This is a genomic window from Streptomyces sp. Rer75 (genome assembly GCF_013414305.1).
Lineage (GTDB): Bacteria > Actinomycetota > Actinomycetes > Streptomycetales > Streptomycetaceae > Streptomyces > Streptomyces himastatinicus.
The window spans coordinates 3,902,086-3,920,477 of the sequence record NZ_CP058693.1 but is presented as its reverse complement, the minus strand read 5'-3'; the positions used below and the strand labels follow the sequence as shown (position 1 = coordinate 3,920,477).

Here is an 18,392-nt window from a genome sequence, read left to right as displayed (position 1 = left end):
ACTACCCGCGCGTAGAGGTGGATTGGGCACGTGTACCGGGCATAAACCGTTCGGCGTGGCGCCGGGCGGGAAGTGACGGTTCCCGCGCGGTGGCCAGCGCCGGCGTAGAGGGCGACGCCGGCCCAGGGGCGGCCCCCGCGTGCGTGGTGGCACACGCGGGGGACCGCCGAGCCTGGGGGCCGGCCCGGGGCCTTCCGGCCGCGGCTCAGCCGGAGGTACCGGATCAGCCGGAGGTACCGGATCTGCCGGAGGCGCCCGATCAGCCTGAGGCGCCGGAGGTCACTCCACGGTCACCGACTTCGCCAGGTTGCGCGGCTTGTCGATGTCCCGGCCGAGCGCCAGCGCCGTGTGGTACGCCAGCAGTTGCAGCGGGATGCCCATCAGGATCGGGTCCAGCTCGACCTCGTTGCGCGGTACCACGATCGTGTGGTCCGCCTTCTCCTGCTCCTGGTGCGCGACGGCGAGGATCCGGCCGCTGCGGGCCTTGATCTCCTCCAGCGTCGCGCGGTTCTTCTCCAGCAGATCGTCGTCCGGGAGGACCGCGACGGTCGGCACCTCGGGCTCGATGAGCGCGAGCGGGCCGTGCTTCAGCTCGGAGGCCGGGTACGCCTCGGCGTGGACGTAGGAGACCTCCTTCAGCTTCAGGGACGCCTCGCGCGCCACCGGGTAGCCGCGCACCCGCCCGACGAACATCATGCTCTTTGCATTCGCGTATTCGGCGGCGAGCTTCTTGATCTCCTCCTCGCCGCGCAGCACCTCGGAGATCTGCTCGGGCAGCTTCCGCAGCCCGGCGATGATCCGCTTGCCGTCGGCGACCGACAGGTCGCGGATCCGGCCGAGGTGGAGGGCGAGCAGCGCGAAGGCGACGGCGGTGTTGGTGAAGCACTTGGTGGAGACGACGCACACCTCGGGCCCCGCGTGGACGTACACGCCGCCGTCCGTCTCGCGGGCGATCGCGCTGCCCACGACGTTGACGACGCCCAGCACCCGCGCGCCCTTGCGCTTCAGCTCCTGGACGGCGGCCAGCGTGTCGTACGTCTCGCCGGACTGGCTGACCGCGATGTAGAGGGTGTCCGGGTCCACGACCGGGTTGCGGTAGCGGAACTCGCTCGCGGGCTCGGCGTCCGCGGGGATCCGGGCCAGCTCCTCGATGAGCTGCGCGCCGATCAGGCCCGTGTGGTACGCCGAACCGCAGCCGAGGATCTTGACCCGGCGGACGCTGCGCGCCTCGCGCGCGTCCAGGTTCAGCCCGCCCAGCCGGACGGTGGAGAAACGGTCGTCGATCCGGCCGCGCAGCACCCGGTCCACGGCGTCGACCTGCTCGTGGATCTCCTTGTGCATGTACGTGTCGTGGCCGCCCATGTCGTACGACTCGGCCTCCCACTCCACCGTCGTCGGCGCGGGGGCGGTGCGGCTGCCCTCGGTGGTGTAGGTGCGGTAGTCGTCGGCCTTGATGGTGGCCATCTCGCCGTCGTCCAGGGTGATCACCTGGCGGGTGTGGCTGACCAGCGCGGCGACGTCCGAGGCGACGAACATCTCCTTCTCGCCGATGCCCAGCACCACCGGGGAGCCGTTGCGGGCGACGACGATGCGGTCCGGGAAGTCCGCGTGCAGCACGGCGATGCCGTACGTGCCCTCGACCAGGGCGAGCGCGTGGCGGACCTTCTCCTCCAGGGTGGCCGCCTGCGAGCGGCCGATGAGGTGGGCGAGCACCTCGGAGTCGGTGTCGGAGATCAGCTCCACGCCGTCGGCGGTGAGCTTGGCGCGCAGGTCGGAGGCGTTGTCGATGATGCCGTTGTGGACGATCGCGACCTTGCCGTCCGCGTCCTGGTGCGGATGGGCGTTGATGTCATTGGGCGCGCCGTGGGTGGCCCAGCGGGTGTGGGCGATGCCCGCGGTGCCCGCGAAGCGCTTGGGCAGCTTGGCCTCCAGGTCGCGGACCCGGCCCTTGGCCTTGGCGGTCTTCAGTCCGGCGGCGGACTGCCCGTTCTGTGCGCCCTTGCCCGGCTTGGCCTGGACGGCGATGCCCGCGGAGTCGTAGCCGCGGTACTCCAGCCGCTGGAGCCCCTCCAGCAGCAGCGGTGCCACGTCGCGTTTCCCGATGTATCCGACGATTCCGCACATGGTGTTCAGGCCCTCCCGATTGAATCGATCATGAATGCTCGCGCGCGGCGGTCCTGCGCCGCGGGGCGTCGGCCGTGTCAGCCGTAGACGATGCGGCGCAGCTGGCGCAGCGAGAGTTCGGGCGGTGCCACCGCGCGGTACGGCAGCTCGGCCGTGATCCGCTCGAAGATGTCCGCGTTGGTCAGTCCGCCGGACTGTAGTTCGCGGTGGCGTCGCCGGACGAACTCCTCGGTCGTCTCGTCGAAGTACGCCAGTACGTCCAGCACCACCCGGGCCGCCTCGCCGCGGCTGAGCGGCGTGCTGCGGACCAGGTGGTCGATGAGGTCATCGTGGGACAAACGGCGATCGAGCATCCGTTGATACTGCGGTTCCTCGGGGCGATTCGCAAGAATCCTGCCCGATATCGGGCAGACTCCGGTCTCAATGGCGAGAAAACCGACGGAGGGCGGCCTGTTTGGCGGTGGTGAACTCCTCCTCGGTGAGGCCCCTGCTCCGGTGAAGATCGCCGAGTTCGCGCGGGCGTCGCAGCAGGGCGTCGTGATCCGCGTCACCGCCGCAAAGGTCCAGGCATCATCGCGCTGGATGCTTTCCGCCATGGGGTGGATTCTGACCGGCACACAGCGACACATTGGTCTACACCTTGACCCCAACTGGGCGCCGCGGTACGCAAGATGTCGCGGTAACCGCGATGCGACGCTTCGTTGAAGGGAACCCCTGTGAGACGACGCCGTGCTCGACTGCTGTGCTCCCTCCTGCTGACCGTGGCTGCGGGGGCGGGGACCGCCGCCACGGCCTCGCCGCCCTCCGCCGCCGCCTCCGGGTCCGGCGCCGCCGCGGCCGCGCCGGTGCCGCTGGACCGGGTCGTGCCCGCGCCCGCCTCCGTACGGCCCGGCAAGAGCCCGTACACGATCCGCCCGACGACCCCGATCCGGGTGGAGCCCGGCTCCCGGGCCGCGCGCACCGCGGGCGACTATCTGGCGGGCGTGCTGCGTCCCGCCACCGGCTACCGGCTGCCGGTCACCGCGCGCGGGGGCGGGGACGGCATCCGGCTGCGGATCGTGCGGGACGTCAAACGGCCGGGCGCGAAGGGGGCCGGTGCGAAGGGGCTCGGCGCGGAGGGCTACCGGCTGGTGGTGACCCGACGCGCCGTCACCATCAGCGCCCGCACGTCCGCCGGGCTCTTCCACGGCATCCAGACGCTGCGGCAGCTGCTGCCCGCGTCCGTCGAACGCGCCACCCGGCAGCCCGGCCCCTGGCGGATCTCCGGCGGCACCATCACTGATGTGCCGCGCTACGCCTGGAGGGGCGCGATGCTCGACGTCTCCCGGCACTTCTTCACCGTCGACCAGGTCAAGGCGTACGTCGACCAGCTCGCCCTCTACAAGATCAACAAACTGCATCTGCACCTCTCCGACGACCAGGGCTGGCGGATCGCCATCGACTCCTGGCCCCGGCTGGCGACGTACGGCGGCTCCACCCAGGTCGGCGGCGGGCCCGGCGGCTACTACACCAAGGCCGACTACCGGGAGATCGTGCGGTACGCGGCGCAACGCCACCTCACCGTCGTCCCCGAGATCGACATGCCCGGCCACACCAACGCCGCCCTCGCCTCCTACGCCGACCTCAACTGCGACGGCGTCGCCCCGCCCCTCTACACCGGCACCGAGGTCGGCTTCAGCTCGCTGTGCGTGCCCAAGGAGGTGACGTACGACTTCGTGGACGACGTGATCCGCGAAATCGCCGCCCTCACCCCCGGCCGCTACCTCCACATCGGCGGCGACGAGGCGCACTCCACCAGCCACGACGACTACGTGGCCTTCATGGACCGGGTCCAGCCGGTCGTCGCCAAGTACGGCAAGACCGTGGTCGGCTGGCACCAGCTGACCGGCGCGCGCCCCGCGAAGGGGGCGATCGCCCAGTACTGGGGGACCAACGGCAGCGAGAAGGAGGTCGCCGACGCCGCCAAGAACGGCACCCGCCTCGTCCTCTCGCCCGCCAACCGCGCCTACCTGGACATGAAGTACGACCCGAGCACCCCGCTGGGGCTCAGCTGGGCCGGATACGTCGAGGCGAAGCAGTCCTACGACTGGGACCCGGGCAGCTACATCGCCGGCGCCCCGCCGTCCTCGGTCCTCGGCGTGGAGGCCCCGCTGTGGTCGGAGACCCTCTCCACCAGCGCCCACATCGAGTACATGGCCTTCCCCCGCCTCCCCGGCATCGCCGAACTGGGCTGGTCGCCCCGGTCCACGCACGACTGGGACGACTACCGGGTGCGCCTCGCCGCCCAGGCGCCCCGCTGGGACGCCCTGGGCATCGACTACCACCGCTCCCCGCAGATCCCCTGGCCCGCCGCTGAGTGATCAGTTACCGGTGATGGTGGGAATCGCCGTCGGCGCCCGGACCGGATCGAACCGGAAGATCTGGCCCGTGTCGTCGGCGGCGCAGGGCAGCTGGAGCACCGGATCCCCCTTCCGGGTCGACCCACCGGGCACCGAAACGCACTGGCCCGAGTGCACCGCCTTGATCCGGTAGCCGCGCACCGGCTCGGTGACCCGCTGGATACGGAACCACTCGGCCGTGCCCCGGTGCCCGCAGTGGTCGTCCATCATCTGCGTGCCGCCCTTGCTGCTGCCCTGGCCCACGCCGAGACATCCGTAGCCGAAGACGGGATGGAGCGACCGGACCTGGACGGTGTCGTCGGCCGACTCCTCCAGGGCGTAGGTCGGGATGCTGCGGCGGCAGTCCGCCTGGAAGACATGGCCCCCGCTCTCGCCCTCCACCTCGGACAGGCACAGCGAGGAGACGACGGAGCGGATGCGGTACGTGCCCGGCGAGGGGGTGGACGGAGTGGACGGCGCGGCGGTGCCCCGCGTGTCCGGCTCGCCGTCGTCGGCCGTCATCGCCACGGCGAGCGAGACCGCCGCGCCCACGATCAGCACGGCGAGCGCCGCTCCGATCAGCCGCCCACGCGGCACGCCCCGGCGGCTTTCCGGCGGTTCGGGCTCCGGATCGACGACATTCTCCGCGCGAACGCTTGTACGGCCCGCGGCAATGTCGTCATAAACCTCCAGCCATTCACCGGCGCGATCTTCCTCTCCGCAGGCGCGGAGAAGTGCCAACAGCGTTTCGGTGCGCGGTAATGCGTCCTGGCGTAAGGCGTCGGACAAGGTGCTGCGCGCCAGTACATCGCCGTTCTCGGCGGCACGCTCCTCCAACTGCCGATAGGTCAGCCCCGATCTTTCTCTGAGCTCCCGCAGCAGCGCGACGAATTCAGCGGCATTCCGCGCGGAGCGCGGCCCCCATTCCCCCTGGCTCCCCATGCTGCGACATGGTGACGGATGCGGTGCGGGGTGACAATGGGCTTTTGCGCCCTTTCGGGGCTCAGCTCGCGAACCCCAGCTCCCGTGCGATCAGCATCCGCTGCACCTCACTCGTCCCCTCCCCGATTTCCAGGATCTTGGAGTCCCGCCACATCCGGGCCACCGGGTACTCGTTCATGAAGCCGTATCCGCCGTGGATCTGGGTCGCCTCGCGGGCGTTGGTGACCGCGACCTCCGAGGAGTACAGCTTCGCGATCGACGCCTCCTTCTTGAACGGCTCGCCCAGCACCAGGCGGGAGGCAGCGTCGCGCCAGGCGACGCGGGCCATGTGGGCGCGGGTTTCCATGTCGGCGATCTTGAACTGGATGGCCTGGTTGGCGCCGATCGGGCGGCCGAAGGCCTCGCGGGTCCTGGCGTAGGACACCGACTCGTCCACACAGCCCTGGGCGAGCCCGGTGGCCAGGGCGGAGATGGCGATGCGGCCCTCGTCGAGGATGCGGAGGAACTGGGCGTAGCCGCGGCCCAGGTCGCCCAGGAGGTTGGCGGCCGGGACGCGGCAGTCGGCGAAGGACAGCTCGCGGGTGTCCGAGGCGTTCCAGCCGACCTTGGAGTAGGGGGCGGCGACGCTGAGGCCGGGGGTGCCGGACGGCACGATGATCGAGGAGATCTTGGGGCGGCCGTCCTCGGTGCGGTCGGTGACCGCGGTGACGGTGATCAGGGCGGTGATGTCCGTGCCCGAGTTGGTGATGAAGCACTTGGTGCCGTTGATCACCCACTCGTTGGTGGCCTCGTCCAGCCGGGCCGTGGTGCGGGTGGCGCCCGCGTCGGAGCCGCCGCCCGGCTCGGTCAGGCCGAACGCGCCCAGGGCCTCCCCGGAGCACAGCCCGGGCAGCCACTGGCGCTTCTGCTCCTCCGTCCCGTAGAGGAAGATCGGCATCGCGCCGAGCGAGACCCCGGCCTCCAGGGTGATCGCGACGGAGGAGTCCACCCGGGCCAGCTCCTCCAGGGCCAGGCACAGCGCGAAGTAGTCGCCGCCCATCCCGCCGTACTCCTCCGAGAAGGGCAGACCGAACAGCCCCATCCGGCCCATCTCGCGGATGATCTCGTACGGGAACTCATGGTGCTCCCAGTACTCCCCGATCTTCGGGGCGACCACATCGTGTGCGAACGCCTCGACGGTGCGGCGCAGTTCCTCGTGCTCGGGGGAGAGACGATGGTCGATGGCCATGACTCACATCTCCTTCTGGGAGAGGGCGCGGACGGTGCGGGACGGGCTGGGTCGGCCCAGGTGCCGGGCCATCCACACGCTGGTGGCGGTGAGACGGCGGATGTCGACCCCGGTCTCGATGCCGAGGCCGTCGAGCATCCAGACCAGGTCTTCGGTGGCGAGGTTGCCGGTGGCGCTCTTCGCGTACGGACAGCCGCCCAGACCGCCCGCGGAGGCGTCGACGGTGGTCACGCCGTACTGGAGGGCGGCGAGGGTGTTGGCGAGGGCCTGGCCGTAGGTGTCGTGGAAGTGGACGGCCAGCCGGTCGGCGGGGATGCCCGCCTCGCCCAGCGTGGCCAGCAGCTCCTGCACATGGCCGGGGGTGGCCACGCCGATGGTGTCGCCGAGGCTCACCTCGTCGCACCCCATGTCGATCAGGCGGCGGCTGACCGAGACGGTCTGCGAGATCGGGACCGGGCCCTCCCAGGGGTCGCCGAAGCACATCGACAGATAGCCGCGCACGGTCACGCCCGCCTCGCGCGCCGCGGTGACGACCGGCTCGAACATGGTGAGCGCCTCGTCCACCGTCCGGTTGAGGTTGGCCTTGGCGAACGCCTCGGTCGCGCTGCCGAAGACGGCGATCTCGCGCGCGCCCAGCGCGAGCGCGCGATCCAGACCGCGCTGATTGGGCACCAGCACGGGGAGCCGGGCGCGCACATCGTCGATCAGCGGCATCAGCTGCTCGGCGTCGGCCAGCTGCGGCACCCACTCAGGGCGGACGAAGCTGGTGGCCTCGACGGTGGTCAGCCCCGCGTCGGCCAGCCGCCGGATGAACTCGGCCTTCACGGCGACCGGCACCAGCGTCTTCTCGTTCTGTAGCCCGTCCCGCGGCCCCACCTCGTGGATGCGCACCCGGGTGGGCAGCCCCGGGGCCGGGACGGTCATGGGAAGGGTCATCACGCACGCTCCTCGGTCTCGCGCGGGGCGACGACCGCCAGCAGCTGGTCCATGGCGACCGTGCTGCCGGGGATCACCTCCAGCTCGGTGACGGTCCCGTCGTGCGGGGCGGAGATGAGGTGCTCCATCTTCATCGCCTCGACCACCAGCAGACCCTGGCCCGCGGTGACCTCGTCCCCGACGGCCGCCTTCACGACGGTGACGGTGCCGGGCATGGGGGCCGTCAGCTCCCCGGCGTGCGCGGCGGCGGCCCCGCCGCGCAGCGTCTCCTCAATGGGGTCATGCCCCACCACCCGCCAGGCATCCCCGCTCCGCCCCAGCCAGTGGCTCGCGCCGTCGGCGACATGCCGGAAGCGGTGGGTGACGCCGTCGAGGTCCAGCAGCACCGAGCCGTCGTCCAGCCCCACGAGCCGTGCCGCGATGCCCGAGGCCGAGTCGTCACTGCCGGAGCCGCCCGCGCGCTCGATCCCTACCCGCGCGCCCTGGGCCCGGCCGCGCACCCGGACCGTCACCGGGTCATGGCCGGGAATCCGGAGCCGGTGGACCGTCCAGGCGGGCTCGCCGCCCATCCGCCAGCCGGTCGGGACCGAGAACGGGTCGAGCCACACATCCACAGCGGCCGGCTCCAGTGCCGCCTGGCGCAGCAGCGCCGCCGCCGCGTAGACCTCGTCGGGGATCGTGGACGGGAGGAGCGAGGCCGCCGCGCGGTCGACCAGACCCGTGTCCAGGTCGCCCGAGGCGACCTCCGGATGGGCGGCCAGACGGCGCAGGAAGCCCGTGTTGGTGTCCACGCCGAGGACGGTCAGGGAGCCCAGGGCTGCGCGCAGCCGGCGGAGCGCCGTGGGGCGGTCCGGGCCGTGGGCGATGACCTTGGCGAGCATCGGGTCGTACACCGTGCCGACCTCCGTGCCGGTGCTCAGCCCGGAGTCGACGCGCACCCCCTCGCCCGCGGGCTCGTCCAGGGCGAGCACCGGTCCGGCCGACGGGAGGAAGTCCACCCGGCCGTCGCCCGCCACGCGGGCGGTCTCGGCGCAGATACGGGCCTCCACCGCATGGCCGCCGAAGGTGATGCCGTCCTGTCCGCAGGGCAGCGGTTCGCCCGCGGCGACCCGCAGCTGCCACTCCACCAGATCGAGCCCCGTGATCAGCTCGGTGACGGGGTGCTCGACCTGGAGGCGGGTGTTCATCTCCATGAAGCAGTACGCGGACGGGTCGGCACCCGGCACGATGAACTCCACCGTGCCCGCGCCCACATAGCCGCACGACCGCGCCGCCTGCACCGCGGCCTCGCCCATCAGCGCCCGGGTGGTGTCGTCCAGCAGCGGGCTGGGCGCCTCCTCGATGATCTTCTGATGGCGGCGCTGGAGCGAACATTCGCGCTCGCCGAGGTGGATCACCTGGCCGTGGCCGTCCGCCAGCACCTGGATCTCGATGTGGCGCGGCCGGTCGATCCAGCGCTCGACGAGCAGCGTGTCATCGCCGAACGCGCCGCGCGCCTCGCGCCGGGCGGCCGCGATCTCGTCGGCGAGGAGCGCCGCGTCCCGCACCAGCCGCATGCCCTTGCCGCCGCCGCCCGCGGACGGCTTGAGCAGCACGGGGGTGCCGATCTCCCGGGCGGCGTCGATGAGCTGGGCATCCGTCAGCCCGCTGCCGGAGGAGCCCGGCACCACGGGCACCCCGGCCGCGCGCACGGTCTCCTTGGCGCGGATCTTGTCGCCCATCAGCTCGATGGCACCGGCCGGAGGGCCGATGAAGACGAGCCCGGCGTCGGCGCAGGCGCGGGCGAACGCCGCGTTCTCCGCGAGGAATCCGTAGCCGGGGTGGACGGCCTGGGCGCCGGTGCGGGCCGCCGCGTCCAGCAGCCGCCCGATCGACAGATAGCTCTCCGCGGCGGCCGCCGGGCCGATCCGCACGGCCGTGTCCGCCTCCCGGACGTGCCGGGCGTCCGCGTCCGCATCGCTGTACACGGCGACCGCGCGGACGCCGAGCCGCCGCAGGGTGCGGATGACGCGGACCGCGATCTCCCCGCGGTTGGCGACCAGGACCGTGTCGAACATCGCATGCGCCGCACTCATCGGGTGCACCCCCTCACATCCGGAAGACGCCGTAGCCGGGCGCCGCGGGTTCCTTGGCCGTGCGGTCGGGCAGCGGGGCGCTCGCGCACGCGGTGAGGGCGAGGCCGAGCACCGTACGGGTCTCCAGCGGGTCGATCACCCCGTCGTCCCACAGCCGCGCCGTGGCGTAGTACGCGCTGCCCTGGGTCTCGTACTGCTCGCGGACCGGCGCCCGGAACGCCTCCTCGTCCTCCGCGCTCCACTTCTCGCCGCGCGCCTCCAACTGGTCGCGCTTGACGGTCGCGAGGACGGAGGCGGCCTGCTCACCGCCCATCACCGAGATCTTGGCGTTGGGCCACATCCACAGGAAGCGCGGCGAATACGCCCGGCCGCACATCGAGTAGTTGCCCGCGCCGTAGGAGCCGCCGATGACGACCGTCAGCTTGGGGACGCGGGTGCAGGCGACGGCGGTGACCATCTTGGCGCCGTGCTTGGCGATGCCGCCCGCCTCATAGCTGCGGCCGACCATGAAGCCCGAGATGTTCTGGAGGAAGACCAGCGGGATGCCGCGCTGGTCGCACAGCTCGATGAAGTGGGCGCCCTTCTGGGCCGATTCGGAGAACAGGATGCCGTTGTTGGCGACGATGCCCACCGGATGGCCCATGATCCGGGCGAAGCCGGTGACCAGCGTCGTCCCGAACTCGGCCTTGAACTCGGCGAACCGCGAGCCGTCCACCACCCGTGCGATCACCTCGCGCACGTCGTACGGCGTGCGGGAGTCGACCGGGACCGCCCCGTACATCCCCGCGGGGTCGACCGCGGGCTCCTCGGAGGGCGTGAGCGGCCAGGGCGGCGCGCCCTGCTGGGCGGGGGAGGGCGGCAGGGTGGAGACGATCGTACGGACGATGCGCAGCGCGTGGGCGTCGTCCTCCGCGAGGTGGTCGGTGACGCCCGAGACCCGGGAGTGGACCTCGCCGCCGCCCAGCTCCTCCGCGGTGACGACCTCGCCGGTGGCCGCCTTCACCAGCGGCGGCCCGCCCAGGAAGATCGTGCCCTGGCCGCGCACGATGACGGCCTCGTCGCTCATCGCCGGGACATAGGCCCCGCCCGCCGTGCAGGATCCGAGCACCGCCGCGACCTGCGGGATCCCGGCGCCGGACATCCGCGCCTGGTTGTAGAAGATCCGCCCGAAGTGGTCGCGGTCCGGGAAGACCTCGTCCTGCATGGGGAGGAAGGCGCCGCCGGAGTCGACCAGATAGACGCACGGCAGCCGGTTCTCCAGCGCGACCTCCTGGGCGCGCAGATGCTTCTTCACCGTCATCGGGTAATACGTGCCGCCCTTGACCGTGGCGTCATTGGCGATGACGACCACCTCACGCCCCGCGACCCGCCCGATCCCGGCGATCACCCCCGCCGCCGGGGCCTGGCCCTCGTACAGCCCGTCGGCGGCGAGCGGCGCCAGCTCCAGGAACGGCGAGCCCGGGTCCAGCAAGGTGTCCACCCGGTCGCGCGGCAGCAGCTTGCCGCGCGCGGTGTGCCGGGCCCGGGCCTTCTCGCCGCCGCCCAGCCGGGCCGCGGCGAGCTTCTCGCGCAGCCGCGCGGCCAGCTCGCGGTGCGCGGCCTCGTTGGCCTGCCAGGCGTCGGACCCCGGGTCGGCGCCGCTTCGCAGCACCGGTGCCTGCTCCATCGCTACGGGCCCCCTCGTCTCGCCGTCGTGGTTAGTGGTCGTTAACTCGACACCCACCAGGTTAACGACCACTAACCGCGCTGTCTAGAATTGCTTCCATGAGCACGCAAGCCCCTGCACCGACCCGCCGCGAACAGATCCTCAAGGAGGCGGCCCGGCTCTTCGCCGAGCGCGGCTTCCACGGCGTCGGCGTCGACGAGATAGGCGCGGCGGTCGGCATCAGCGGCCCCGGCCTCTACCGGCACTTCGCCGGGAAGGAGGCGATGCTGGCCGAGCTGCTGGTCGGCATCAGCGGCCGGCTGCTGACGGGCGGCAAGCGGCGCACCGCGGAGGCGGCGGAGTCCGGGGCCGCCCCGGCGGCGCTGCTGGACTCGCTCATCGAGGGCCACATCGACTTCGCCCTGGACGACCGCCCGCTGATCATCCTCCACGACCGCGAGCTGGACCGGCTCCGGGACACCGACCGCAAGCTGGTGCGCTCGCTCCAGCGGCAGTACGTGGAGCTGTGGGTCGAGGTCGTGCGGCAGGTCTATCCGGGGCTCGCCGAGACTGAGGCGCGGGCCTGCGTCCACGCCGTGTTCGGGCTGCTCAACTCCACCCCGCACCTGGGCCGCCCCGGCGCGCTCCCCGGCCGCGAGGCCACCGCCGCCCTGCTGCACCGCCTGGCCCTGGGTGCCTTCGGCGCGGCCCACGCCTCGGACGGCGTTCGCGAGTGAGCCCTCGAAAGGTGGACAGGTGACGTAACTGGCCGGTAGCTTCGGCTGAGCAAGCGCTTAGCCAGAGGGAGGCCGCAGAGATGCGTCGCACGGTGTTCAACGAGGACCACGAGGCATTCCGGGAGACCATCCGCGACTTCATCGCCGCCGAGGTCGTCCCGTACTACGAGGAGTGGCGGGAGGCCGGTCAGGCGCCGCGCGACTTCTACAAGAAGCTCGGCGAACTGGGCATCTTCGGCATCGAGGTCCCCGAGGAGTACGGCGGCGCGGGCGAGACCAGCTTCAAGTTCAACGCGGTCATCACCGAGGAGTGCGCCCGCGCCGGGGTGAGCTTCGGCGGCAGCAGCGTCCACACCGCGCTCTGCCTCCCGTACATCCTCAAGTACGGCAACGAGGAGCAGAAGCGGCGCTGGCTGCCCTCCTTCGTCTCGGGCGACCTGATGACCGCCATCGCCATGACCGAGCCGGGCACCGGCTCGGACCTGGCGGGCATGAAGACCACCGCCAAGCTGTCCGAGGACGGCACGCACTACGTGCTCAACGGAGCCAAGACCTTCATCACCGGCGGCGTGCTCGCCGACCGCGTCCTGGTCTGCGCCCGCACCGCCCCCGCCACCCCCGAGGACCGCCGCGGGGGCATATCCATCCTCGTCGTGGACACCAAGAGCGAGGGCTACGCGGTCGGCCGCAAGCTGGAGAAGCTGGGGCTGAAGACGTCCGACACCGCCGAGCTGTCGTTCACCGACGTCAAGGTGCCGGTGGAGGACCTGCTGGGCGAGGAGGGCAAGGCCTTCGGCTACCTCGCGCACAACCTGCCGCAGGAGCGCCTGGGCATCGCCGTGAGCGCGTACGCGCAGTCCGCCGCGGCGGTCGAGTTCGCCAAGGCGTACGTCCAGGACCGTGAGGTCTTCGGCAAGAGCGTGGCGTCCTTTCAGAACACCAAGTTCACGCTGGCCGACTGCAAGGCCGAGGTGGACGCGATGCAGGCGGTCGTCGACCGGGCCCTGGACGCGCACGACGCCGGTGAACTGACCGCCGCCGACGCCGCTTCGGCGAAGCTGTTCACCACCGAGCGCGCGGCCGTCGTCATCGACAAGTGCCTCCAGCTGCACGGCGGTTACGGCTACATGATGGAGTACCCCATCGCCCGGCTGTACGCGGACACCCGCGTCACCCGCATCTACGGCGGGACCAGCGAGGTCATGCGGTCCATCGTCGCCAAGTCGATGGGGCTGTGACGGTCGTCATGAGCACGCTCGCCGGCAACGGTGCCGCAACACGGGTCTGCAAGACTGCTTGAACCATGAATGACGCACTACAGAGCCTGCTCGACCTGCTCGACCTGGAGCGGATCGAAGAGGACATGTTCCGCGGCACCAGCGATGCCGCACCCCTCGTGCCGCGGGTCTTCGGCGGCCAGGTGGCCGCCCAGGCCCTGGTCGCCGCGGGCCGTACGGTCCCGGAGGACCGTCCGCCGCACTCGCTGCACGCCTACTTCCTGCGGCCCGGCGACCCCGGGGCGCCGATCGTCTACACGGTCGACCGGATCCGCGACGGCTTCTCCTTCACGACGCGCCGCGTCGTCGCCGTCCAGCACGGGCAGCCGATCTTCCACCTGTCCGCCTCCTTCCAGCTGCACGAGGAGGGGCTGGAGCACCAGGAGCCGATGCCGGACGTACCGGATCCGCTCTCGCTGCCCACCGCCGAGGAGCTGCTGCCCCGGTACGAGCACCTGCTCGCCGGGCCGGGGGTGGTCGACCGGATGCTCCAGGCGCGGGCCGCCGTCGACCTGCGGTACGTGGACGCTCCGCCGTACGGCAGCGTCGGACAGCCCCGCGAGCCGAAGTCGCAGGTTTGGTTCCGGACCGACGGCAAACTGGACGGCACCGCCGACGATCCGCTGCTGCACGTCTGCCTGGCCACCTATGTGTCCGACATGACGCTGCTGGACTCGGTGCTCCTCGCCCACGGCCGCGGCGGCTGGGCAGTCGGGGACATCGTCGGCGCCAGCCTCGACCACGCCATGTGGTTCCACCGGCCGTTCCGGGTGGACGACTGGCTTCTGTACGACCAGGAGAGCCCGTCCTCGTCCGGTGGCCGTGGCCTCGCCAAGGGCCGCATCTTCACCGCCGACGGGCGGCTGGCCGTCTCGGTGATCCAGGAAGGCGTCATGCGGGTCCCGCGCCCGAAGAAGTGACCCCCCCGCCGGGGAGCCCCCGGGAGGGGTGAGGCGGTGACGCGCGTCCCGGCCTGTCCCGGGCCGCGCGTCAGAACTGGGCCGTCAGCCCCGCCGCGTCCAGCAGATAGGCCGTCAGCGGCGCGTAGAACCGCGGATTGGTGACGTGGTCGTCCAGCGGGACCACCGCCTGAAGCGTCCCTTCGGCCTCGCCGAGGAACAGCGCCGGGTCGTTGCAGTCCGCGTACCCCACCGCGTCGATGCCGCGCTGCCCCGCGCACCCCGCCCAGCCGTGGTCGGCGACCACCAGGTCCGGCAGCGGGCGCCCCTCCCGGGCCAGCCCGTCCAGGATGGCCGCCATGGGGGCGGGGGAGTGGGTGTGCCACAGCGTGGCGCCGCGCTCCAGCATGGCCACGTCGCAGAACTGGAAGACGTACCCCTCGTCCGCGTGCAGCCCGCCCGGGATCTCGACGATCTCGCACCCCGCCGAGTACAGCGCCGACGCCGTGGCGCTGTGCACCTCCAGCAGCCCGCCCGGGTGACCCGTGGCGAACAGCACCCGCTGCTGCGCCTCGGCCGCCTTCCGCAGCACCGACGCCATCCGGTCCAGCGCGCCGACCGTCAGCTCCGGGTCGATCGTGTCCTGCCCGGTGCGGTGCTCCGGGTCGTCGATCACCCCGCACCGCTCCGCCATGACGGCCAGCACGTCCTGCTCGTCCACCCAGCGGTCGCCCAGTTCGAGACCCAGCCAGTAGTGGCGGTCGCCGTTCGCGAGCTTGCGGTAGTGGGAGAGGTTGTTCTCGCGTGGGGTGGCGACGTCACCCGCGATGCGCGTACGGACGAGATGGTCGATCAGTTCGGCGCGGCTGGGCACGGTACTGGGTATCGGCATGTGGCCCATTGTCGCCCCTGCGTCAGGGAAATGGGGTGCATTACTCGTCTGCGGACGTGACGCGGCCATGCCGAGCCGGGGCGCCCGGGGAGCCCCCGGCCAGGGCGGTCCGGACCGCCCCTACCGGCCGGGACGGCGACTACGGCCGGTCCCGCCGCCGGAACCCCGTCCGGAGCCGCCGCCGGAGCCTCGCCCCGTCGCGCCGCCGGAGCCGCGCCCGGTTCCGCCGCCGGAGCCGCGTCCAGCCCCGCCGCCGGACGCCCGGCCCGAACGTCCACCGCCACCGCCGCCACCGCCACCGCGGCGCCCCTGCCGGGGGCCGGGGGCCTGCCGCTGGGCCGGGGCGCTGATCGTCACCGGGACGCCCGACGGCTCCTGGGCGCCGGTGATACGGGCCAGCTCGGAGTCGGTCGAGTGCACCTGCGCCGTGTTCGGGGTGATGCCCGCGGCGGTCATCAGCCGGGTCATGTCCCGGCGCTGGTCGGGCAGGACGAGCGTGACGACGCTGCCGGAGCCGCCCGCGCGGGCGGTGCGCCCGCCACGGTGCAGGTAGTCCTTGTGGTCCGAGGGCGGATCCACGTTGACGACCAGGTCGAGGTCGTCGACGTGGATGCCGCGGGCCGCGACGTTCGTGGCCACGAGCGCGGTGACGTCCCCGGTCTTGAAGCGCTCCAGGGTCTTGGTGCGCTGCGGCTGGGATTTGCCGCCGTGCAGCGCCGCCGCCCGCACGCCGTTGGCCAGCAGATGGCGGGTCAGCCGGTCGACGGCGTGCTTGGTGTCCAGGAACATGATCAGGCGGCCGTCCCGCGCGGCGACCCGGGTGGCGACGGAGCGCTTGTCGGTGTCCGCGATGTGCAGCACATGGTGCTCCATCGTGGTGACCGCGCCCGCCGAGTCATCGACCGAGTGCAGAGCCGGGTCGGTGAGGAACTCGCGCACCAGCCGGCTGATCTGGTTGTCGAGGGTCGCGGAGAACAGCAGGCGCTGGCCGTCGGCGGGCACCTGCCGCAGCAGCCGCGTCACCTGGGGGAGGAACCCCATGTCGGCCATCTGGTCGGCCTCGTCGAGAACGGTGATGCGCACCTGGTCCAGTCGGCAGTCGCCGCGTTCGATCAGGTCGTGGAGGCGGCCCGGTGTCGCGATGACCACCTCGGCGCCGTCGCGCAGGGCGCTGGCCTGGCGGTTGATCGACATGCCGCCCACCACGGTGGCCGGGCGCAGCCGCAGCCGACGGGCGTAGGGCGCGAGCGCGTCGGAGACCTGCTGGGCCAGCTCCCGCGTCGGCACCAGGACCAGGGCGAGCGGACTGCGGGGTTCGGCGCGCTGCCCGGCGAGGCGGGCCAGCAGCGCGAGGCCGAAGGCCAGGGTCTTGCCGGAGCCGGTCTGCGCGCGCCCGAGGACGTCGCGGCCCGTGAGGGCGCTGGGGAGGGTGGCCGCCTGGATCGGGAACGGCACGGTGATGCCCTGGAGCGCCAGCTCCGCGGCGAGGCCGTCCGGAAGGTCCAGTTCGGCGAACGCGGCGACGGCGGGCAGCACGGGGGTGGTGCCGCGCAGCAGGGCGAATTCGTTGCCGCCGTCGGAGGGACGGCTGGTACGAACGGGGGAGCGGGATTGTGACCGGGGCTTACGGGACGAGCGGGCGTAACGGCTCATGCGGCCTTCCTGGAACGGGCGGGGACGGGCCCGCGGAAAGCGGGCACGAGCCGGGGCCCGCACCTCTTCAGGTGCGGGCCCCGGCTCGCGGTATGCGCTGCGTCAGGCGGGAACGATGTTCTCGGCCTGCGGGCCCTTCTGGCCCTGCGTGACGTCGAACGTCACCTTCTGGCCTTCCTGGAGCTCACGGAACCCCTGGGTGGCGATGTTCGAGTAGTGGGCGAAGACGTCGGCGCCGCCGCCGTCCTGCTCGATGAAGCCGTAGCCCTTTTCCGCGTTGAACCACTTCACGGTGCCGGTGGCCATGTCATTCTCCTTCAATGGGGGCCGAACCGGATTCCGCACTTCGCGGAATCCGCGTCGCCGCATTGACCCCATCCGGAAATGACCGGTTAAAACAAAAATGCGCCTGAGGCTACATCCCGTCAGGCGCACATAACGTTCATGGGTACCAAAACTGCAACTATCACAACCTTAACACGTGAGGGCCCGGACGGGGAGAGACGCTGGTCACCCGGCAATGGACGTGGTGTCCAAATCGCCCGGGGTTGGTACTGGGGAACGTACATGTGGTGGAACGGCCGCTCTGCCTACGCTCGCAGTCATGACCGCAAGCGACCGTGAGCCCACCGCACCCCCCGTCGGCCCCGTCGACTCGTCCCGCGTCCCGCGTTACGCCGGTCCCGCCACCTTCGCGCGGCTGCCGCGCGTCGACGAGGTCGGTGGCACCGCGGACGTCGCCGTGGTCGGTGTGCCCTTCGACACAGGCGTCTCCTACCGCCCCGGCGCCCGCTTCGGCGGCAACGCCATCCGCGAGGCGTCCCGCCTGCTGCGCCCGTACAACCCGGCGCAGGACGCCGCCCCCTTCGCCCTCGCCCAGGTCGCCGACGCCGGGGACATCGCCGCGAACCCGTTCAACATCAACGAGGCGGTGGAGACGGTCCAGGCCGCCGCCGACGACCTCCTCGACAGCGGCTCCCGGCTCATGACCCTCGGCGGCGACCACACCATCGCCCTCCCGCTGCTGCGGTCCGTCGCCCGCAAGCACGGCCCGGTCGCCCTGCTGCACTTCGACGCGCACCTGGACACCTGGGACACCTACTTCGGCGCCGAGTACACCCACGGCACGCCCTTCCGGCGCGCCGTCGAGGAGGGCATCCTCGACACCGCCGCCCTCTCGCACGTCGGCACCCGGGGCCCGCTGTACGGCAAGCAGGACCTGGACGACGACCAGAAGATGGGCTTCGGCATCGTCACCTCCGCCGATGTCATGCGGCGCGGCGTGGACGAGATCACCGACCAGCTGCGGCAGCGCATCGGCGACCGCCCGCTCTACATCTCCATCGACATCGACGTCCTGGACCCGGCCCACGCCCCCGGCACCGGCACCCCCGAGGCGGGCGGCCTCACCTCCCGCGAGCTGCTGGAGATCCTGCGCGGGCTGGCCGGCTGCCACCTGGTCTCCGCCGACGTGGTCGAGGTCGCCCCGGCGTACGACCACGCGGAGATCACCGCGGTGGCGGCCTCCCACACGGCGTACGAACTGACGACGATCATGGCCCGCCAGGTCGCCGCCTCGCGCACGGCCTGAGCGCGTACGCCTGAG

Annotated in this window: 16 protein-coding genes and 1 pseudogene; 6 read left to right on the top strand and 11 right to left on the bottom strand. The window is 71.9% G+C overall.

The window, feature by feature from the left end; genetic code table 11:
- Window positions 1–279 precede the first annotated feature (279 nt).
- From glmS to HYQ63_RS44710, 3 genes and pseudogenes are all read right to left on the bottom strand, one after another.
- A complete protein-coding gene (gene glmS, locus HYQ63_RS16135) occupies window positions 280–2,124 on the bottom strand; it encodes a glutamine--fructose-6-phosphate transaminase (isomerizing) (protein WP_179934464.1) in 1,845 nt (614 codons plus the stop codon).
- Between the two features lie 77 nt (window positions 2,125–2,201).
- On the bottom strand, window positions 2,202–2,477 hold the full coding sequence (locus HYQ63_RS16130; RefSeq protein ID WP_009717720.1) for a hypothetical protein: 276 nt from the start codon (window positions 2,475–2,477) through the stop codon (window positions 2,202–2,204).
- 67 nt (window positions 2,478–2,544) lie between these two features.
- Window positions 2,545–2,667: pseudogene (locus HYQ63_RS44710) on the bottom strand (Tat pathway signal sequence domain protein); the annotation flags it as partial.
- On the opposite strand from HYQ63_RS44710, the gene HYQ63_RS16125 reads away from it, so the two are divergent.
- On the top strand, window positions 2,620–2,829 hold the full coding sequence (locus HYQ63_RS16125; protein ID WP_179934462.1) for a hypothetical protein: 210 nt from the start codon (window positions 2,620–2,622) through the stop codon (window positions 2,827–2,829). The pseudogene HYQ63_RS44710 and the gene HYQ63_RS16125 sit on opposite strands and share 48 nt — an antisense overlap.
- Window positions 2,830–2,840: 11 nt before the next feature.
- On the top strand, window positions 2,841–4,484 hold the full coding sequence (locus tag HYQ63_RS16120) for a beta-N-acetylhexosaminidase (RefSeq protein ID WP_179934460.1): 1,644 nt from the start codon (window positions 2,841–2,843) through the stop codon (window positions 4,482–4,484).
- Here the strand turns inward: HYQ63_RS16120 and HYQ63_RS16115 are convergent, their stop codons facing one another.
- The 5 genes from HYQ63_RS16115 to HYQ63_RS16095 form a co-directional block, all read right to left on the bottom strand.
- Window positions 4,485–5,444 carry an RICIN domain-containing protein gene (locus HYQ63_RS16115; RefSeq protein ID WP_179934458.1) on the bottom strand — a complete coding sequence of 320 codons (960 nt, stop codon included), beginning with the start codon at window positions 5,442–5,444 and terminating at the stop codon, window positions 4,485–4,487.
- Window positions 5,445–5,505: 61 nt separating this feature from the next.
- Window positions 5,506–6,672: an acyl-CoA dehydrogenase family protein gene (locus HYQ63_RS16110; RefSeq protein WP_179934456.1), complete on the bottom strand. Its 1,167-nt coding sequence runs from the start codon at window positions 6,670–6,672 to the stop codon at window positions 5,506–5,508.
- 3 nt (window positions 6,673–6,675) lie between these two features.
- Complete coding sequence (locus HYQ63_RS16105; RefSeq protein WP_179934454.1) at window positions 6,676–7,608, bottom strand: hydroxymethylglutaryl-CoA lyase; 933 nt, start codon at window positions 7,606–7,608, stop codon at window positions 6,676–6,678.
- Window positions 7,608–9,665, bottom strand: a complete 2,058-nt coding sequence (locus tag HYQ63_RS16100; protein ID WP_179940171.1) for a biotin carboxylase N-terminal domain-containing protein — start codon at window positions 9,663–9,665, stop codon at window positions 7,608–7,610. Before HYQ63_RS16100 ends, HYQ63_RS16105 begins: the two co-directional genes overlap by 1 nt.
- Window positions 9,666–9,696: 31 nt before the next feature.
- Entirely contained in the window at window positions 9,697–11,349 is a 1,653-nt protein-coding gene (locus HYQ63_RS16095) for a carboxyl transferase domain-containing protein (protein WP_179934452.1), read from the bottom strand.
- Window positions 11,350–11,447: 98 nt separating this feature from the next.
- On the opposite strand from HYQ63_RS16095, the gene HYQ63_RS16090 reads away from it, so the two are divergent.
- From HYQ63_RS16090 to HYQ63_RS16080, 3 genes are all read left to right on the top strand, one after another.
- The gene (locus HYQ63_RS16090) at window positions 11,448–12,065 is read left to right on the top strand and encodes a TetR/AcrR family transcriptional regulator (RefSeq protein WP_179934450.1); all 618 of its coding nucleotides are present in this window, start codon (window positions 11,448–11,450) and stop codon (window positions 12,063–12,065) included.
- 80 nt (window positions 12,066–12,145) lie between these two features.
- The gene (locus tag HYQ63_RS16085) at window positions 12,146–13,303 is read left to right on the top strand and encodes an acyl-CoA dehydrogenase family protein (RefSeq protein WP_179934448.1); all 1,158 of its coding nucleotides are present in this window, start codon (window positions 12,146–12,148) and stop codon (window positions 13,301–13,303) included.
- 65 nt (window positions 13,304–13,368) lie between these two features.
- Complete coding sequence (locus HYQ63_RS16080; RefSeq protein ID WP_179934446.1) at window positions 13,369–14,262, top strand: acyl-CoA thioesterase II; 894 nt, start codon at window positions 13,369–13,371, stop codon at window positions 14,260–14,262.
- A 70-nt stretch (window positions 14,263–14,332) separates the two neighbouring features.
- Here the strand turns inward: HYQ63_RS16080 and HYQ63_RS16075 are convergent, their stop codons facing one another.
- The 3 genes from HYQ63_RS16075 to HYQ63_RS16065 all read right to left on the bottom strand — a co-directional run bounded on the left by HYQ63_RS16075 (window position 14,333) and on the right by HYQ63_RS16065 (window position 17,092).
- Window positions 14,333–15,142, bottom strand: coding sequence for a phosphatase (locus HYQ63_RS16075; protein WP_373689091.1), 810 nt, complete (start codon window positions 15,140–15,142; stop codon window positions 14,333–14,335).
- 111 nt (window positions 15,143–15,253) lie between these two features.
- A complete protein-coding gene (locus tag HYQ63_RS16070) occupies window positions 15,254–16,786 on the bottom strand; it encodes a DEAD/DEAH box helicase (RefSeq protein WP_179934442.1) in 1,533 nt (510 codons plus the stop codon).
- 102 nt (window positions 16,787–16,888) lie between these two features.
- Window positions 16,889–17,092 carry a cold-shock protein gene (locus HYQ63_RS16065; protein ID WP_009717734.1) on the bottom strand — a complete coding sequence of 68 codons (204 nt, stop codon included), beginning with the start codon at window positions 17,090–17,092 and terminating at the stop codon, window positions 16,889–16,891.
- Between the two features lie 298 nt (window positions 17,093–17,390).
- Here HYQ63_RS16065 and speB point away from each other — a divergent pair, with 298 nt between their 5' ends.
- Window positions 17,391–18,377 (top strand): agmatinase, encoded by a 987-nt coding sequence (gene speB / locus HYQ63_RS16060; RefSeq protein WP_179934440.1) that lies wholly within the window; start codon window positions 17,391–17,393, stop codon window positions 18,375–18,377.
- Window positions 18,378–18,392 lie beyond the last annotated feature (15 nt).

What these genes read in the sequence shown, in the direction of transcription:
- HYQ63_RS16105 (WP_179934454.1), bottom strand. Translation starts at nt 7,608, where the DNA reads ATGACCCTTCCCATGACCGTCCCGGCCCCGGGGCTGCCCACCCGGGTG.
- HYQ63_RS16080 (WP_179934446.1), top strand. Translation starts at nt 13,369, where the DNA reads ATGAATGACGCACTACAGAGCCTGCTCGACCTGCTCGACCTGGAGCGG.
- speB (WP_179934440.1), top strand. Translation starts at nt 17,391, where the DNA reads ATGACCGCAAGCGACCGTGAGCCCACCGCACCCCCCGTCGGCCCCGTC.
- HYQ63_RS16070 (WP_179934442.1), bottom strand. Translation starts at nt 16,786, where the DNA reads ATGAGCCGTTACGCCCGCTCGTCCCGTAAGCCCCGGTCACAATCCCGC.
- HYQ63_RS16130 (WP_009717720.1), bottom strand. Translation starts at nt 2,477, where the DNA reads ATGCTCGATCGCCGTTTGTCCCACGATGACCTCATCGACCACCTGGTC.
- HYQ63_RS16090 (WP_179934450.1), top strand. Translation starts at nt 11,448, where the DNA reads ATGAGCACGCAAGCCCCTGCACCGACCCGCCGCGAACAGATCCTCAAG.
- HYQ63_RS16115 (WP_179934458.1), bottom strand. Translation starts at nt 5,444, where the DNA reads ATGGGGAGCCAGGGGGAATGGGGGCCGCGCTCCGCGCGGAATGCCGCT.
- HYQ63_RS16085 (WP_179934448.1), top strand. Translation starts at nt 12,146, where the DNA reads ATGCGTCGCACGGTGTTCAACGAGGACCACGAGGCATTCCGGGAGACC.
- glmS (WP_179934464.1), bottom strand. Translation starts at nt 2,124, where the DNA reads ATGTGCGGAATCGTCGGATACATCGGGAAACGCGACGTGGCACCGCTG.
- HYQ63_RS16100 (WP_179940171.1), bottom strand. Translation starts at nt 9,665, where the DNA reads ATGTTCGACACGGTCCTGGTCGCCAACCGCGGGGAGATCGCGGTCCGC.
- HYQ63_RS16095 (WP_179934452.1), bottom strand. Translation starts at nt 11,349, where the DNA reads ATGGAGCAGGCACCGGTGCTGCGAAGCGGCGCCGACCCGGGGTCCGAC.
- HYQ63_RS16110 (WP_179934456.1), bottom strand. Translation starts at nt 6,672, where the DNA reads ATGGCCATCGACCATCGTCTCTCCCCCGAGCACGAGGAACTGCGCCGC.
- HYQ63_RS16075 (WP_373689091.1), bottom strand. Translation starts at nt 15,142, where the DNA reads ATGGGCCACATGCCGATACCCAGTACCGTGCCCAGCCGCGCCGAACTG.
- HYQ63_RS16065 (WP_009717734.1), bottom strand. Translation starts at nt 17,092, where the DNA reads ATGGCCACCGGCACCGTGAAGTGGTTCAACGCGGAAAAGGGCTACGGC.